This window comes from Campylobacter sp. CNRCH_2013_0898h, from assembly GCF_025772965.1.
In the GTDB taxonomy this organism is placed as follows: Bacteria; Campylobacterota; Campylobacteria; order Campylobacterales; family Campylobacteraceae; genus Campylobacter_D; species Campylobacter_D lari_D.
The window spans coordinates 57,080-72,575 of record NZ_JAKMTD010000006.1; the positions used below are offsets into that span (position 1 = coordinate 57,080).

The 15,496-nt window shown below is 30.0% G+C and carries 18 protein-coding genes and 1 tRNA gene; 4 read left to right on the forward strand and 15 right to left on the reverse strand.

The features are described from left to right. Position 1 precedes the first annotated feature (1 nt). The 13 genes from L8X50_RS04740 to L8X50_RS04805 all read right to left on the reverse strand — a co-directional run bounded on the left by L8X50_RS04740 (position 2) and on the right by L8X50_RS04805 (position 8,925). Positions 2–577 carry a hypothetical protein gene (locus L8X50_RS04740; protein ID WP_261529512.1) on the reverse strand — a complete coding sequence of 192 codons (576 nt, stop codon included), beginning with the start codon at positions 575–577 and terminating at the stop codon, positions 2–4. Positions 578–677: 100 nt separating this feature from the next. Further along, a complete protein-coding gene (locus tag L8X50_RS04750) occupies positions 678–890 on the reverse strand; it encodes a DUF4006 family protein (RefSeq protein ID WP_133319393.1) in 213 nt (70 codons plus the stop codon). Then, positions 890–1,768, reverse strand: coding sequence for a cytochrome-c oxidase, cbb3-type subunit III (gene ccoP / locus L8X50_RS04755; RefSeq protein WP_133319394.1), 879 nt, complete (start codon positions 1,766–1,768; stop codon positions 890–892). Before ccoP ends, L8X50_RS04750 begins: the two co-directional genes overlap by 1 nt. Then, the gene (locus tag L8X50_RS04760) at positions 1,768–1,971 is read right to left on the reverse strand and encodes a cytochrome c oxidase, cbb3-type, CcoQ subunit (protein WP_133319395.1); all 204 of its coding nucleotides are present in this window, start codon (positions 1,969–1,971) and stop codon (positions 1,768–1,770) included. Before L8X50_RS04760 ends, ccoP begins: the two co-directional genes overlap by 1 nt. An 8-nt stretch (positions 1,972–1,979) precedes the next feature. Beyond that, positions 1,980–2,645: a cytochrome-c oxidase, cbb3-type subunit II gene (gene ccoO, locus L8X50_RS04765; RefSeq protein ID WP_087700416.1), complete on the reverse strand. Its 666-nt coding sequence runs from the start codon at positions 2,643–2,645 to the stop codon at positions 1,980–1,982. An 11-nt stretch (positions 2,646–2,656) separates the two neighbouring features. Continuing rightward, positions 2,657–4,123: a cytochrome-c oxidase, cbb3-type subunit I gene (gene ccoN, locus L8X50_RS04770; protein ID WP_039617631.1), complete on the reverse strand. Its 1,467-nt coding sequence runs from the start codon at positions 4,121–4,123 to the stop codon at positions 2,657–2,659. 108 nt (positions 4,124–4,231) lie between these two features. Continuing rightward, on the reverse strand, positions 4,232–4,894 hold the full coding sequence (locus L8X50_RS04775) for a sulfite exporter TauE/SafE family protein (protein WP_133319397.1): 663 nt from the start codon (positions 4,892–4,894) through the stop codon (positions 4,232–4,234). Beyond that, a complete protein-coding gene (gene carA / locus L8X50_RS04780) occupies positions 4,891–6,009 on the reverse strand; it encodes a glutamine-hydrolyzing carbamoyl-phosphate synthase small subunit (protein ID WP_133319398.1) in 1,119 nt (372 codons plus the stop codon). The genes L8X50_RS04775 and carA overlap by 4 nt, the downstream gene beginning before the upstream one ends. Continuing rightward, positions 6,006–6,557, reverse strand: a complete 552-nt coding sequence (locus L8X50_RS04785) for a DUF507 family protein (RefSeq protein ID WP_133319399.1) — start codon at positions 6,555–6,557, stop codon at positions 6,006–6,008. Before L8X50_RS04785 ends, carA begins: the two co-directional genes overlap by 4 nt. Before the next feature lie 63 nt (positions 6,558–6,620). Then, positions 6,621–7,139 (reverse strand): MotE family protein, encoded by a 519-nt coding sequence (locus L8X50_RS04790; protein WP_263660525.1) that lies wholly within the window; start codon positions 7,137–7,139, stop codon positions 6,621–6,623. Further along, positions 7,136–7,555, reverse strand: coding sequence for a flagellar FliJ family protein (locus tag L8X50_RS04795; RefSeq protein WP_133319401.1), 420 nt, complete (start codon positions 7,553–7,555; stop codon positions 7,136–7,138). The genes L8X50_RS04790 and L8X50_RS04795 overlap by 4 nt, the downstream gene beginning before the upstream one ends. Beyond that, entirely contained in the window at positions 7,552–8,802 is a 1,251-nt protein-coding gene (locus L8X50_RS04800) for an adenylosuccinate synthase (protein WP_133319402.1), read from the reverse strand. Before L8X50_RS04800 ends, L8X50_RS04795 begins: the two co-directional genes overlap by 4 nt. A gap of 25 nt (positions 8,803–8,827) precedes the next feature. Then, positions 8,828–8,925 (reverse strand) — tRNA-Sec (locus tag L8X50_RS04805). 155 nt (positions 8,926–9,080) lie between these two features. Between L8X50_RS04805 and yedE the strand changes: the two genes are divergently transcribed. Beyond that, positions 9,081–10,289 carry a selenium metabolism membrane protein YedE/FdhT gene (gene yedE / locus L8X50_RS04810; RefSeq protein WP_263660526.1) on the forward strand — a complete coding sequence of 403 codons (1,209 nt, stop codon included), beginning with the start codon at positions 9,081–9,083 and terminating at the stop codon, positions 10,287–10,289. After that, positions 10,286–10,513, forward strand: a complete 228-nt coding sequence (gene yedF, locus L8X50_RS04815; RefSeq protein WP_133319404.1) for a sulfurtransferase-like selenium metabolism protein YedF — start codon at positions 10,286–10,288, stop codon at positions 10,511–10,513. Before yedE ends, yedF begins: the two co-directional genes overlap by 4 nt. A 21-nt stretch (positions 10,514–10,534) precedes the next feature. Here the strand turns inward: yedF and L8X50_RS04820 are convergent, their stop codons facing one another. Next, a complete protein-coding gene (locus L8X50_RS04820) occupies positions 10,535–11,662 on the reverse strand; it encodes a mandelate racemase/muconate lactonizing enzyme family protein (RefSeq protein ID WP_263660527.1) in 1,128 nt (375 codons plus the stop codon). Beyond that, positions 11,643–13,160 (reverse strand): BCCT family transporter, encoded by a 1,518-nt coding sequence (locus L8X50_RS04825; RefSeq protein ID WP_263660528.1) that lies wholly within the window; start codon positions 13,158–13,160, stop codon positions 11,643–11,645. The genes L8X50_RS04820 and L8X50_RS04825 overlap by 20 nt, the downstream gene beginning before the upstream one ends. Positions 13,161–13,415: 255 nt before the next feature. Here L8X50_RS04825 and L8X50_RS04830 point away from each other — a divergent pair, with 255 nt between their 5' ends. Beyond that, entirely contained in the window at positions 13,416–14,288 is an 873-nt protein-coding gene (locus tag L8X50_RS04830; protein ID WP_263660529.1) for a formimidoylglutamase, read from the forward strand. Continuing rightward, on the forward strand, positions 14,285–15,475 hold the full coding sequence (gene gltS / locus L8X50_RS04835) for a sodium/glutamate symporter (protein ID WP_263660530.1): 1,191 nt from the start codon (positions 14,285–14,287) through the stop codon (positions 15,473–15,475). Before L8X50_RS04830 ends, gltS begins: the two co-directional genes overlap by 4 nt. The last annotated feature ends 21 nt before the right edge of the window (positions 15,476–15,496 follow it).

Here is a 15,496-nt window from a genome sequence, read left to right on the forward strand (position 1 = left end):
TTTATTTTCTCCTTTTGATTTTTCTTTGAACTAGCATTAAAATTGCAACACATAAAAATCCATAGATTAAAATTCTCATGATATTTAAAGTATCACGATTTGAATTTCCATAAAAAGGTTTTATATTAAAATAATTTGCTACTTGATCGGCTATATCTGCATAACCATTTAAAATAGCTGCATTATAAATATCTTTTTGTTTAGGATTTGCAAGTATAGGTAAAATTGTTCCTTTTTCAGGATAAGGACTCAAAACACCTTCTTTATCAAAAAAAGCCAAAGCATCATCGCTTGCAAGTATATCTACCTTATGTGAAGCTTTAGAAAATACAAGTAAAATATATGGCTTACTTAAATTAGCTTCATAATTTTTTAAACTTTCAAAATCTTTTTTATCACTTAATGCTAAAGCGATATTTACTCCAGTTAATTCATAAATTTGTCTAGAACTTGTAGTGATATTTTGTTCTATCGCAGTGTTTAAGATATTATCATTTAACAATATTTCAGCATGTAAAAAATTAGCAAAACAAATAAAAATGGCGGCTAAAAAACCGCCTTTAAATATATTTTTCATCCTATAAAAAGATGATTTGCAGTTAAAACCGACCAAGCAGTGATTCCAGCCGCTACAACTAAACCGGCTATGATTAAATACTCAAGAACTTTTGCCATAATCATTCCTTTATAATGATATGTTCTTCTCTTTTAGAGTCAAACATTTTAATTTGTTCTGCATTTTCTATTTTATAAGGTTTTTGCATAACATCTTGTTGTGTTTTTAGACCCAAAATAGTTAATCCTGCTAAAATCGATAATAATAAAATAGTTGCTATTAACATTCCGCTAACGCCTGAAAGTGAAAATACACATCTGTTTGAATTTTCCATTATTCGCCCCTTGAAAGAGAAATCACATATTCGCCAACTGCTTCTTTTTGAAGCTCATTTAACAAGCCATTGTTAAAATGAGGCATTACACCTATACTACCTGCTTTACCACGATTTAAAACATCTACTACAAATTCTGCACTACCATATTTTGTTAAATCTGGAGCCACTAATTGACCATCAATAGTTCCTTTTCCATCTTCACCATGGCATACTGTACAAGTGACAAATAATTCTTTTCCTTTTGCTACAAGTTGAGGATTTTCAGTTTTTTTAATTGCTGAAATTTCAGAAGCAACATAAGCAGCAATTGCAGGAATATCAGCTTCATCTATACCATTATCTGCTGCACTTAACATCTCACCCATAGGATAATTTAAGCCCTTAGAACCTTTAGTAATTACTTCTATAAGTCCCTCTTCTGAACCCCAAACATTAAGATTTTGAGCTTTTCCATTGATACCATCGCCTGTAATACCATGACAAGAAGAGCATTGAACTAAAAAGATATTTTTACCCATTTCTTGCTTATCTTCATTGCTTAAATTTGCAAATTTTTGTGCAAATTTCTCATTATGCGCTTGCACTTCTTTATTATATTGACCAATTTGAGAATAACTATTTAAAGGATACCCCCAAAGAAAATACCATATACACCATACTATAGCTAAGAAAAATACCACAGCCCAGCCAAGTGGTATAGGATTTTTATATTCACCTATACCATCCCAACTATGTTCACTTAGCTCACCCTGACTTTTTTCTTCTTTCATACTTTTAAACAATTTTCCTACCACAACAAGCGTAATCAATATGATAAGAATTGCTCCAATAAAAGATAATAAATTAACATTATCTTGTAAGTTCAACCATTGCATTAAGCACTCCTTTTATTTTGCTCTAAAACACGATCGCCAATTTCATCATGTAATGCTAAATCAGCATATTTTTCATAGTTTCTTCTACCTGTTTTTTCAGATCTATACAAATGAAACCAATAAGAATACAAAACTACCACTAAGAATACTACAAGGGCAAAAAAGCCATAAGCTTGCAACTCTCTTATTAGTTCTAAATCCATAATTTTTCCTATTTTAAGCTATTAAGATACGCAATCAAAGCGACAATTTCTCTAATTTCACCTCTAGCAAACGCATCTTTAACATCTTGATTTTTCATTTGATCTACTATAGCTTGGGCTTCTGCTTTAACTTCTGCTTGAGCTTCTTCCCAAGTACCAAGTTTTGTACCATTTTCAACATCATAAGGAACATTGAAAACTTTTTTTACAGTTAGTGCTTCTGCATAAGCTGTTTCTATATTTGCATTATTGCTAAACATATGTTTGTAAGCTGGCATAATAGAACCAGGAACAACTGAAACTGGATCCCACATGTGATTTTCATGCCAATCTGTAGTTCTAAAATTACCTATACGCAATAAATCAGGTCCAGTTCTTTTTGAACCCCATAAAAATGGTCTATCATAAGCATATTCACCACTAACTGAATACATACCATAACGATCTGTTTCTGATTTAAAAGGACGAATAAGTTGTGAATGACATGCATTGCAACTTTCTTTAATATAAGCATGGCGTCCTGCAAGTTGTAAAACCGTATAAGGCTTTTTACCTTCAATTGGTCTTGCATTTTGAGCAAAATCAGGTAAAACTTCCACAATACCTGCATATGCGATCACTATAAATACTGCCACAGCAAAAAAGAATGGATTTTTTTCTAACCAACTAAACATGTTTTTCCTCCTTATGCTGCCATAGGTGAAGCACTTTTTGGCTCTTTATCAAGCACTCTACCCACTGAAATTGATTTATAAATATTATAAACAAACATGAAAAATCCTACTAAATACAACAACCCACCTACAGCTCTAATCCAATAATAAGGAATAATAGCTTCAACAGTATCAATGAAAGTATAAAGCAAGTTACCATACTCATCTGTAGCTCTCCACATCATACCCTGAGTAATACCTGCTATCCACATAGAACTAAAGTACAATACTATACCTGTAGTTTGAATCCAAAATTGAGCTTCCATTAGCGATTTACTATATAATTCTCTTTTAAACATTCTAGGCACCATGTGATAAAGCGCAGCCATAGTCATAAAGCCAACCCAACCTAAAGTACCATCATGAACATGTCCTGGAATCCAATCTGTAAAGTGTGCTAATGCATTAACTGATTTAATAGAAAGAATAGGACCTTCCAAAGTTGAGAACATATAGAAAGTTGAAGCTAAAATCATAAATTTGATTAATGGGCTTTCTCTTAATTGACTCCACTCACCTTTCATAGTAAGTAAGATATTAATTGCTGAACCCCAAGAAGGTAAAATAAGTACGATTGAAAAAACTGAACCCATAGTTTGCATCCAATCAGGCACTGTAGAATAAATCAAGTGGTGTCCACCTGCCCATAAATAAACAAACATTAAGCCCCAAAATGCAAATAAAGATAATTTGTATGAGAAAATTGGTTGTCCACTTTCTTTTGGTAGAAAATAATAAATTTGAGCGATGATACCAACAGTGAATACAAATGCAACTGCATTGTGTCCATACCACCATTGAACTAATGCATCGTTTGTCCCTGCATACATAGAAACACTATGCCACCAATCACCCATTCCACTCACAAAATAAGTAGGCACAGCCATATTGTTAAATAAATAAAGCATTGCTATACCTAGGAAAGTAGCTATATAATACCAAAGTGAAACATATAAAGTTTTTTCACGGCGAATTCCAATAAGCCCAAAAATACTTACACCCCATAAAACCCAAACTAAAACTACCAATATATCAAGTGGCCATTCAAGCTCTGCGTATTCCTTTGAAGTGCTAACACCTGCAAACAAAGTAATAACAGCTATAATCATAGTGATCATGTAAAGCCAAAAATGCAATTTACCAATGAACATTAAAAAGCTTGATTCTGCCATACTAACTTTTAGCACACGCTGACCAATATAATACCAAGTAGCCCAAATTCCTGAGAGCATAAAACCAAAAATTACACCTGAAGTGTGCAATGGTCTAAGTCTTGAAAAAGTACCATACTCACCGGCTAAATAATTTAAATCTGGATAAGCCATCTGAAAGGCAATAAGCGTTCCAATAGCCATACCAATAACACCAAACAATAAGGTAGCAAACATAAAATATTTAGCAACCGTATAGTCATAGTTTAATGCATTTCCTGGGTGCATTTCCTCTCCTTAAGTTTTTTTCTGCAATTATGCGATCTTTATATTATACGATACTTAATATCTTTTTTAGCTTAAACTATGTCTAATTATTTATTATTTATTAATAAATTATCGCGTAAAAACAAAGCCTATATAAGAAAAATACACACCATAACAAAAAATTAAAATATAGGAAATTAAACTAGCTATTTTTTGAAATTTTTCATTTAATGTTTTAGAAAAATACGCAAGAAATATCAATGCTGGTAAAGTTGAAAAACCAAAAACAAGCATAATTAAAGCCGATAAATACACACTTTGCACACTCATTCCAAAGGCTATATAAAAATACACCAAACCACAAGGCACAAAGCCATTTAAAAATCCTAAAAAAAGAGTACTCTTGAAAGATTTTTGTTGAATCAATCTAGAGATGTTTTTTTTAATTACGCATTCAAAAAATAAAGAATTTTCAAAAAAACTTAGAAATTTTCCTTTAAAAATCAAAGCAAGTGCTAATGTTATCATAAAAATTCCAATTATAAAAAACATTATGCCTTTTGAAAATTCACTAAATGAAAGCAAACTTCCAAAAACTCCAAAAAATATACCCAAGCAAACATAAGCAAAAATTCGAGATAGATGATATGAGAAAATTAAAAGAAAAAAAGGGAGTTTAATTTGCTTTGAAAGCTGAGTATAAGCTAAAACAAAACCTCCGCACATTCCATAACAATGCCCAAAACTAGAAAGAAAAGCTATACTTGCTAAAGCAATAAAATCTAAACTCACAAAAGCTCTAAAAATTCTTTAAAAATATACTTGCTCTCATGTGGTCCTGAAGAACTTTCTGGGTGATGTTGCACCGATATAATAGGATAATTTTTATATCTCACACCCTCTACATTATCACCAAACAAATTTCTATGAGTAATAGTTGCAACCTCTGCTATTTCTTCAGGAATATTATAATTATGATTTTGTGCTGTAATTTCTACTGTGTTATTAGTAAGGTTAATAACAGGATGATTTGCTCCATGTTGGCCGAATTTCATTTTATAAGTTTCATAACCAAAAGCATTACTTAAAAGTTGATGTCCCAAACAAATACCAAGCATAGGAATTTTAGCTTCTGCTAGTTTTTTAATCTCTGCGATTTCATCTTTTAAAATTTTTGGCTCACCTGGTCCATTGGATAAAAATACACCATGAATTTTACCTTTTTGATATAAATCAATCAAATCTTTTGCCTTGGTATTATAAGGAAAAACCTCCACCTCAAGTCCAACACTTACAAGCTCATTTAAAATATTTTCTTTTACACCATAATCAATCACAGCTACTTTTTTACCATTTGCTTTTACATTCTCATAAGCTTTGTTGCTATGATCCCAAGCACCTTTACTATGTTTATAAGAGCTTTTAGTGCTAACCTGTGCTACATAATTTACTTCATCAATTTTAGCACTAGAAAGAAGCATTTTTTTAAGCTCTTCTTTGTCCTTAATTTCAGTAGATATTACCGCTCTCAAATTTCCTTGATCTCTGATCATTTTAACTAAAAATCTAGTATCAATTTCACAAAGCCCTATTTTTTCATGCTTTTTCAAATAAGCACTTAAAGAATCATTGGCTCTAAAATTAGAATAATCTTCATTTAATTCTCTTATAATCATTCCGCTAGCAAATACATCTTTACTTTCATTATCTTCATCATTAATACCAACTATACCAATTTCTGGCATTGAAAATACTACAAACTGACCTGCATATGATGGATCAGAAATAATTTCTTGATAGCCTGTTAAAGAAGTATTAAAAACAAGCTCTCCAAAAAAAGTTCCACTTTGTCCAAAAGCCTTTGCGCTTAAAAAAACATCATTCTCTATATAAATATATGCTTTCATAAAAGTCCCTTTTTTCTAAGCTCTTCTTGATATAGCTTTTCAAATACCAATTCATATTCTTCAGAACCTGGAATAAGTTTTCTTTTATAATTTGAAATTTTTTCATAGACTAAATCTTCTAAATTTTCATACTCTTTTAAATAAGACATAATACTTGAAAAAATGAGATTTTTCACGCGATTTTCTGATACATTGTAGTTTATCAAATCTTCTTCCACTAAATTTTCTAAAATTTTATGAGAAAGATTATTGTATCTATCTTCACTATCAAGCATAAATTTAAACTCATTTGCTAGTTTTTTCTTAATCATCCAAAACATACTTTTTCTATCTATTTGCATAAACTCAATTTCATCTTCTTGGCTTTCTAAAATTTCTTTTGCTTTTTCATCAAGTTTACGCTCATTTAAAACATCTATTTCTATAATTTCTTTTGCTGTTTTTAAAAGTTTTTGACTATCATCTTTAATTTTAACAAAAGAAGAATGCATTAAATCAAGTATTATTTTATTTGCTATATAAGGTATATGAGCTGGTTTGATACGCATTTATTCACCTTTTTATTTTTATTTTGAAATAATACTAAAAAAAAGGTAAAAACTGCTTAAAACTTACTGCGAACTTGCATTTTGATCTAAATTTTTCAAAAGTAGTGTTAAATCGGAAGCTTTTTTTGGATCCATCTTGGCCATAATGGATGAAATTTTTCTAGGGTCTAGCGAAAGTAGAATTTTTGAAGCCTCATCCGGTTCCATTTCGCTTAATATACCTGCCACAGCCACATCTTTCATTTTAGCATAAATTTCTGTGATACGCCCCATAGTTTTATCATTAATAACTTGAAGATTTTGTTTAGTCGCTTCTAGTATACGCTCATTTTGCTCTTTTAAACTTTTTATTTGCTCTAAACTTGCATTAACATCAGCTTCTTTTTGCTCCAAAGCTTGCATTTTTTCTTTTTGCAAAGCTTCAAAAGAAGCTCTATAAGCCTCTAAACTTTGTCTTGCTTCATCATATTCTCTAATTTGCTCTTGTATTTGCTCTTTTCTTGCTTCAAAATACTGCTCGCAATTTTGCTGTGCATTTACAAAATTTAAGAAAATCAATAAAAATATTATTTTTTTCATCATTTATCCTTATTAAAATGTCTTGTTATAGCAAGTTCATCTATAAATTTTTCTTCTTCTTTTTGTAAGGCTTTTTGGATTTTTTTTAATTCTTCATTTTCTAAAACCTTAATTTTTTCAAATTCCAAATGAGCCTTTTTGTATAAATGTTGATGATGTGCAAGTTCTTTTTTAGTTAGGTCTAATTTTTGTTTAATTCTTTGCTTACCCTCTCTTGCAATCTCTTGCATTTTTAAAGACGATCTTAACAAAGCCACCGAACCTTTATCAGCCAAAGTCAAGCTTTCGCATGTTTTTAAAGCTTCTTTAAATTCTTCTTCACACAACAAAAGCTTTTGTCTTGTTCTAGTCAAATTTGCCTCTGCTTTATCAAGCTGTTGTTTTCTAAGCTTAATCACAGAAGAATATTTGCTTTTCATAAAATGATGGTATCTTCTCTTTCAGGACTTGTGGAGATATAACCTACTCTAACGCCACTTAATTCTTCCAAACGCTTAATGTATTTTTTAGCATTTTCAGGTAGCAAATCATAATCTCTAATCCCTGCAACTTTATCCCAACCTTCCATTACTTCATAAATAGGCTTAGCGTTTTCTAAATCACAAGGTACATAGTCTATTTCTTGTCCTTTATATTCATATGCTTTACAGATTTTAACACTTTCAAAACCATCTAATACATCAAGTTTCATTAATGATAAAGTATCTAAGCCATTTAATCTTGCAGTATATCTTACCGCAACCGCATCAAACCAACCACATCTTCTTTTTCTACCTGTGCTTACTCCGATTTCTTTACCAATAAGTCCTATTTTTTCACCATCTTCGCCTAAATCCTCACTTGGAAAAGCTCCATTTCCCACTCTTGTTGTGTAAGCTTTTACTATGCCTATAACTTTTCCAATTTCTTTTGGATTTAATCCCAAACCACTTAAAGCTCCAGCTGAAATAGTCGTTGAACTAGTTACATAAGGATAAGTTCCATGATCAATATCAAGCATAGAACCTTGCGCGCCTTCTAACAATACTTTTTTATCCTCATCTAAAGCTTTCCAAAGCATTCTTGTAGTATCTGTAATATATGGCGCTAGCACTTCTTTAAAGCGTTTTAAATCTTTTAAAATTTCATCATAACTAGGCATTGCAATACCTAAAACATCAAAATAAGTTTTTTTAAGTTCAAAATCTTTCATTAAATTTTCACAAAGTTTTTCAGGCTCTAGCAATTCCCCTACTCTATGTCCATTACGACTTATTTTATCTTCATAGCTTGGCCCTATGCCTTTGCCTGTTGTTCCTATAGCTTTATCGCCTTTAAGTCTTTCTCTTGCTTGATCAATCAAAGCATGATGATTTAAATTTAAATGAGCTCTATCACTTATAAATAATCTTCCTTCTAAATTTTCAAATTGAGCCATTTCACTAATTAATACATCAGGATTAACTACAACTCCATTACCTATAACATTAATACATTGCTTATTTAAAACACCTGATGGCATTAAATGTAAAGCATATCTTATACCATCAACCCATATAGTGTGACCTGCATTATGTCCACCTGCACTTCTGCAAACATAATCATAATTTTCACATAGTTTATCAACTATCTTACCCTTACCTTCATCACCCCATTGGATACCAACGACAATATCTGCTTTACTCATAAAAAACTCCATTTTGACTTAAATTTGGCGAGAAGGTGAGAGAATCGAACTCCCCAAAAAGTAGTCAACTACCCTTTCATCTGATTTGAAGTCAGTGGCCATCACCAGATAAGCTAACCTTCCAAAAATGATATTATATCTTAATATTTTTAATTGAAACAAAAATTAAACATATGAAATTATAAGCGTGTAAAAATACTTTGAAATATTATATTTTTTAGTTATAATGTTTGTTTTTCAGTGTCAAGTTTTGACAATTACAATTTTTGGATATATCAATGCATTCTTTCAAACAATCTTTTTTTATAAATTTTTGGGATAATTCCAAAGGCATGATTATACTTGGAATTTTAAGTGCTATTTATTTTGGAATTTTTGGTAGTGTTTGGGCTGTTACAGGTGAAATGACACGCTGGGGTGGAGAAATTTTAGAATTTTTTGGTATGGATTTAAGCTCCTACACTTACTACCAAAAGCAAAATTTAAGTGGCAGTCCCTTAACAAGAATTGATGGTATCATGCTCATAGGTATGTTTATAGGATGCTTAGTAGCTGCATTTTTAGCAAATAAATTTAAATGGCGTTTGCCTGCTAGCAAAATTCGAATTTTTCAAGCTATTATAGGAGGAATTTTATCAGGCTTTGGTGCAAGACTTGCTTTTGGTTGTAATTTAGCAAATTTCTTTACAGGTTTACCTTATTTTTCTTTACATACTTGGGTTTTTACTTTATTTATGATTTTAGGAATTTATCTAGGTGTTAAGGTTTGTAATCTTGCCTTATTTAAGCCAAAAGCAAAGTTACAACGCGTTTGCAAAGAAAATCAAAAATTAAAAACACAAAATAAAATTTCAAAAATATATTTTTACATAGGACTTGGTGTATTTATAATTTTTATAACTTATGTTGTATTTATACTACAAAAACAAAATATTGATATTAAAAACAAAGAAAGTTTTTTTCCTTTAGCGTTAATATTTGGTTTTGTTTTTGGTTTTATCATTTCTAGGGCTCAAATTTGCTTCACTTCTTGCTTTAGAGATTTATTTTTATTTGGTAGAGACAATGCTATAAAAGGCGCTTTAATAGGTATGATCATAGCTTGTTTAATAGCTTTTGCTTTTATATTACAAGGGCATACTAGTAAAGTAATAGAAATATCACCAAACCTTGCTATAGGTGCTTTTTTATTTGGATTTGGAATAGTTTTTGCCGGAGGATGCGAGTGTGGTTGGATGTATAGAGCTTGCGAGGGACAAAGTCATTTTATTATAGTGGGTATTGCCAATATCATCGGTACTATGATCTTAGCTTTAAATTATGATCATTTCCCAAAAATACTAACAAATGGTATAAAAATTCATCTTTTAAATGATTTTGGTTATTTTAATGGCTTATTAATCAATTTAGCTTTGTTTGCTATTTTATTTTTGTTTGTTTTAAAATTTAAAAGATTATTCTTCCAACACAACAAAGGAAAATTATGATTATTCATTATAGTTTAAATTTAGAAGGTGAGGCATGCCCATATCCTGCTATAGCTACCATTGATGCATTAAAAGAATTAAAATCAGGTGAAGTCTTAGAAATTTTATGTGATTGCCCACAAAGTATTAATTCTATACCTCAAGATGCGAAAAATCGCGGATTTGAAATTTTAGAGATAGATCAAGATGGACCAACGCTTAGATTTTTAATTCAAAAACCTTAAAAATTAGATTTGAGTATTTACTCAAATCTTTATATTTATACGATATTTTTCTATTAAATTTTCATCCAATATCACTCCTATACCCACAGCATCATTGACTTCAACTATACCATCTTTGCAAGGGATTAAATTTTTCACCAAATGAGTAAAAAGCACACTTGTTGATTGAGAATACTCTATCAAATTACAATATTTAGTACTTGCTAGAAACTGCACCGTAGCAGCAAGTAAAATTCCTGTAGAAAAACCATGCGGGACTAAATCACAACCATATTTTAAAGATATTTTTTCAATTTCTAACATAGTGTCAAAACCACCGCATCTAGTAATATCAGGTTGCACAATAGAAACTTTTGACTTTTTAATAAAATTTTCAAACTCATTTAGCGTGTAAAAACTCTCTCCACCCGTAATCTTACAAGGTAAGTGTTCGCTAAGTCTTGCATAATCATAAAAATTATTTGCACCAACTGGTTCTTCTATCCACTCTAAGTTATATTCTTCAATTTCCAAAAATCTTTCTCTTGCATAAGAAAAATTTTTCCAAAGCCCTACTAAGTCAATACTAAGTTTAATATCATCACCCACTGCACCTCTAATATTCTTGATAATCTCTTTATCAGCTAATGCATTATTACCAAAGCCTGCACCACCAAATTTTAATAGTTTAAAACCTTCTTCTTTTAAGTATTTTACTCTAGAAATATTTTCTTCCATATTTTCACTCGGAATAAAAGTAGCGTATGCATTTAAAAAGTCTTTTCTTTTTCCACCAAGTATAGTAGCTACACTTACACCATAAATTTTTCCAAGTAAATCATATAAAGCAATATTTATTGCACTTAAAGCACAAATTAATGCTCCGCTAAGTCCATAATACGCACTTCCCTCAATCAAATCATCCATAATCTTCTTAATATTTCTTGGATCTTGTCCTATTAAAATTTCACTTAAATTTCTGCAAGATCCATGAGTACTAGGTTGCTCAAACATTATCTTTAAAACTGCCGCAGCACTATCACTTTCTCCTATTCCATAAAGATTATTATCTGTATAAATTCTTAATATAAAGGCATCTTCACCCCACTCACAAGACTCATCAAAAGTTTTTGTCCTTAACCATATAGGTTCAACCTTTGTAATTTTCATTATCCATCCTTTTTATCCATTTAATAAGCCCATAAAAGCTAATAGCAAGTATTACCAAAAAAGGAGCAGCACTCAAAACAACTGCAACTTTTAAGGTATTTAAATCTGCATTTATATAAAGCATTGCTAAAGGAATTAATCCAAGCATAATACACCAAAAAACTTTTAAATATTTACTAGGATTTTCACTATCTATTTTTGTGCTTACACAAGAAATAGTAAATGCAGTAGCATCCATATGAGAAGCCAAAAATACCATCATAAGCAGGAAATAAAAAAGAGCAAAAATAGTACCAAATGGTAGTGTTTTTATCAATGCTACCACTCCAGCTTCTCCAGCATTTGAACTAATAAAATTTGGAACATCTAAGATTCCACTTTGAAAAATATCTATTGCATATGAACTCAAAACTCCAAAGAAAAACCAAGTCCCAATACATCCACCCACAATAAGACCAAAAATTACTTGACGAATGGTCCTTCCTTTAGAAATTTTTGTCACAAAAATACTAACAGCAGGAGTGTAAGTAATCCAATAAAGCCAATAAAAAACTGTCCAATCAGAATTAAAGCTACTTACACCAGCAATATCATTATATAAGCTCATTGAAACATAATTACTAAAAAATACCCCTATACTATTTATTATATTATTTAATATAAATACACTATCTCCTAAAATAAATACCAATATTGCAAACACAAAACACAAGATACAAGATATTTTAGCAAGTTTTGCCATACCACTTGATAATCCAACAAAACTAGAAAAGGTAAAAACAGCTGTAACAATAGCTAAAAGAATAAATTTTAAATAAAAACCATCATTAATATCAAAAATTCCAGAAAGTCCAGCACTAATTGTAATTATAGAAAGGGTTGTAGTAAGTACAAGTCCACCAAAAGTACTAAATAAAAACACAACATCGATGATTTTATCAAGCACTATATTTTGATTAATATGCAAGATATTTGCTATTAAACTTGAAATTTTTAAATTTTTATTTTTAAAAATATAAAAATGAAAACACATTGCAATAGAACTTAAAGCATATACAGCCCAAGGCGTAATACCCCAATGCAAATACACAAAAGAAGTTGCACTTCTTAAAGCTTCTGTAGATTTTGGAGTAATATTTAATCCAGGTGCTAAATAATAATATGCCCATTCCATAAATGCCCAATACATAGTAGCAGATCCAAGTCCTGCACAAATAAACATAAAAATCCAAGCAGTATTTGAATAAGGATTTATCCCATCGCCTAATTTAATATTACCTATTTTAGAAAAAGCCAAGTAGAAAATAAAAACTACACAAATAAACTCAAAAAGTTGAACAAATGAGCCAAACATATGTGTAAGCTTACTAAAAAGAAAATTTGCTACTTCTAAAGCTTTACTAGGATTTATAAGTAAAATTACAATCACCATAAAAACCGCCAAAATAGATGTCACTATCAAAAATAAATCATAAGTTTTTTGATTATTTTTTTGCATAAATCTCCTTTTTGTTTCAAGTAGTAAATATATAGTATTTTCTTATTTTAAAATAAAACTTAAAGAAACTTTTATCATAAATGCATTAAAAGCCATACCTTAGTATTTTCAAATATTTTTTACTATAATAAAAAATTATTTAATCAATAAATTATTGCTACTAAAATACACAAATAAATAATGTTATTTCTCAAAATACAAAAATATTTAAAAAAATATCTTACATTGAAATTAAACACAAAAAAGGAGGAATACATGTGGCAAGGGAGAAATGATGGTGATGAAATTATCCATAAACGATTATTTAAATGTTTAAATCACTCTTCAAATAATAAATTATTAGGCTTTTGTTCATCATTGGGTGTGCAGAGAAATAATGGTAGAATTGGAAGTGAATTAGCACCAAAAATTATAAGAAAGAATATGGCAAATTTTGCTATACATGATGATTTTGATTTTGATGATTTAGGAGATATTGAAAATTTTGATACCCTAGAATTAGGCGATGAACTACTTTATCACAAGTGCTTAGAAATTTTACATAATAATCATTATGGTGTAATTTTAGGAGGTGGACACGAAACATCTTTAGCTTGTATCAAAGCGCTTTTAGATTACAAAAAAAGTGTAGGAGTTATAAATTTTGATGCACATTTTGATGTAAGAATTCAGGAGTTACATACTTCTGGAAATTCTTTTTACAAAGCTTATGAATATGCAAAAGAAAATAATTATAATTTTTCTTATCTTTGCTTGGGTGCAAGTAAATTATCTAACACAAAAGCACTTTTTCAAACTATGGATAATATGAAAGCAAGTTATGTTTTAGATACTGAATTTGAAAAATGTATAGAAGTCATTAAAAACTTCTTAAAACAAAATGAAGTTGTTTATTTAAGTATTGATATGGATGTATTTTCACAAAGCATAGCTCCTGCTGTAAGCGCCCCTGCTGTTTTTGGTATCAATTTAAAAGAAATTTCAACTCCGATAAAAATTATTTTTGAAAGCAAAAAAGTTGCTTTAGCAGATATTTGTGAATTTAATCCTAAATTTGATATAGACAATCACACTGCAAAAATCGCTGCTTATCTAGCATATTTTTTATTAAGTAAAGGAATGATATGAAATTTGATAGTTTAAGTGTATTAGCTATTAGTATCGGGGTTTTATTGTTTGGTATGTTTTTGAAAAAAAGCTTTTTAATCTTAGAAAAATTTTGCATTCCCGCGCCAGTTATAGGTGGATTTTTAATCAGTATAATCATTTGGATTTTAAGTTTTATTGAGATTAAAGTTGATTTTGATACAAGTTTACAAACTCCTTTAATGGTGGCTTTTTTTACCGTAATAGGATTAAGTGGAAGTTTTAAACTCTTAAAAGTAGGAGGAAAAGTACTTTTAATCTATCTAGGTTGTTGCTGGTTTATGGCTTTAATGCAAAATTTTATCGGCATTTCCATGATGAGTTTATTTGATTTAAATAAACTATATGGAATTTTATGTGGTGCTGTTTCTTTGGAAGGAGGACATGGAAATGCTATAGCTTTTGGAGGTATGGTTGAAGAATTAAGTGACTTAAATAACGCTAAAGTTTTAGCAGTGGCAGCGGCAACCTTTGGACTGATTTCAGGGTCTTTGCTCGGAGGTCCTGTAGCAAAATATCTTATAAATAAACACAAATTAAAAATCACAACTAATCAAGATATTAAAGATATAGATCCTCTAAAGCATGAAATTCACAATGCAAATTATAAAGATTTTTTAAAATCTTTATTTTTAATATTATGTATTATGTGTATTGGATTTTTTTTAAGTTCCAAATTTACACAATATAGCGGCTATTCTTTGCCTAGTTATGTTGGTGCTATGCTTGTTGCTATTGTTGTAAGAAATATTAATGATTCTTTTAATATTTTCAAGCTAAATCAATATACAATAGATACTATAAGTGAATTAAGCCTTGGTATTTTTTTAACTATGGCTATGATAAATTTAAAAATAAACGAACTAAGTGCTGTTGCTACACCTCTTTTTATTACTTTGATTGTGCAAGTTTTAGCTTTACTATTCTTTACAATTTTTATAGTTTTTAGATTATGCGGAAAAAATTATGATAGTGCGATTATGTGTGCCGGACTTATGGGACATGGTCTAGGTGCAACACCAAATGCAGTAGCAAATATGAATGCAGTTTGTTCTAGATATAATTTAACTTCAAGACAAGCTTTTTTAATAGTACCTTTATGCGGTGCTGTTTTAATTGATATTGTTGCAATACCTTTAAATACTTATTTGATTAATATTTTTTCATAGTTACTCTCGCATATTGCGAGA

Excerpts from the sequence above, each read along its gene's own strand:
- L8X50_RS04825 (WP_263660528.1), bottom strand. The coding sequence starts at position 13,160 with ATGCAAAAAAATAATCAAAAAACTTATGATTTATTTTTGATAGTGACA.
- L8X50_RS04760 (WP_133319395.1), bottom strand. The coding sequence starts at position 1,971 with ATGGATTTAGAACTAATAAGAGAGTTGCAAGCTTATGGCTTTTTTGCC.
- yedE (WP_263660526.1), top strand. The coding sequence starts at position 9,081 with ATGCATTCTTTCAAACAATCTTTTTTTATAAATTTTTGGGATAATTCC.
- ccoO (WP_087700416.1), bottom strand. The coding sequence starts at position 2,645 with ATGTTTAGTTGGTTAGAAAAAAATCCATTCTTTTTTGCTGTGGCAGTA.
- ccoN (WP_039617631.1), bottom strand. The coding sequence starts at position 4,123 with ATGCACCCAGGAAATGCATTAAACTATGACTATACGGTTGCTAAATAT.
- L8X50_RS04830 (WP_263660529.1), top strand. The coding sequence starts at position 13,416 with ATGTGGCAAGGGAGAAATGATGGTGATGAAATTATCCATAAACGATTA.
- L8X50_RS04795 (WP_133319401.1), bottom strand. The coding sequence starts at position 7,555 with ATGAAAAGCAAATATTCTTCTGTGATTAAGCTTAGAAAACAACAGCTT.
- L8X50_RS04750 (WP_133319393.1), bottom strand. The coding sequence starts at position 890 with ATGGAAAATTCAAACAGATGTGTATTTTCACTTTCAGGCGTTAGCGGA.
- L8X50_RS04790 (WP_263660525.1), bottom strand. The coding sequence starts at position 7,139 with ATGATGAAAAAAATAATATTTTTATTGATTTTCTTAAATTTTGTAAAT.
- carA (WP_133319398.1), bottom strand. The coding sequence starts at position 6,009 with ATGAAAGCATATATTTATATAGAGAATGATGTTTTTTTAAGCGCAAAG.
- L8X50_RS04740 (WP_261529512.1), bottom strand. The coding sequence starts at position 577 with ATGAAAAATATATTTAAAGGCGGTTTTTTAGCCGCCATTTTTATTTGT.
- L8X50_RS04785 (WP_133319399.1), bottom strand. The coding sequence starts at position 6,557 with ATGCGTATCAAACCAGCTCATATACCTTATATAGCAAATAAAATAATA.
- L8X50_RS04800 (WP_133319402.1), bottom strand. The coding sequence starts at position 8,802 with ATGAGTAAAGCAGATATTGTCGTTGGTATCCAATGGGGTGATGAAGGT.
- gltS (WP_263660530.1), top strand. The coding sequence starts at position 14,285 with ATGAAATTTGATAGTTTAAGTGTATTAGCTATTAGTATCGGGGTTTTA.
- L8X50_RS04820 (WP_263660527.1), bottom strand. The coding sequence starts at position 11,662 with ATGAAAATTACAAAGGTTGAACCTATATGGTTAAGGACAAAAACTTTT.
- yedF (WP_133319404.1), top strand. The coding sequence starts at position 10,286 with ATGATTATTCATTATAGTTTAAATTTAGAAGGTGAGGCATGCCCATAT.
- ccoP (WP_133319394.1), bottom strand. The coding sequence starts at position 1,768 with ATGCAATGGTTGAACTTACAAGATAATGTTAATTTATTATCTTTTATT.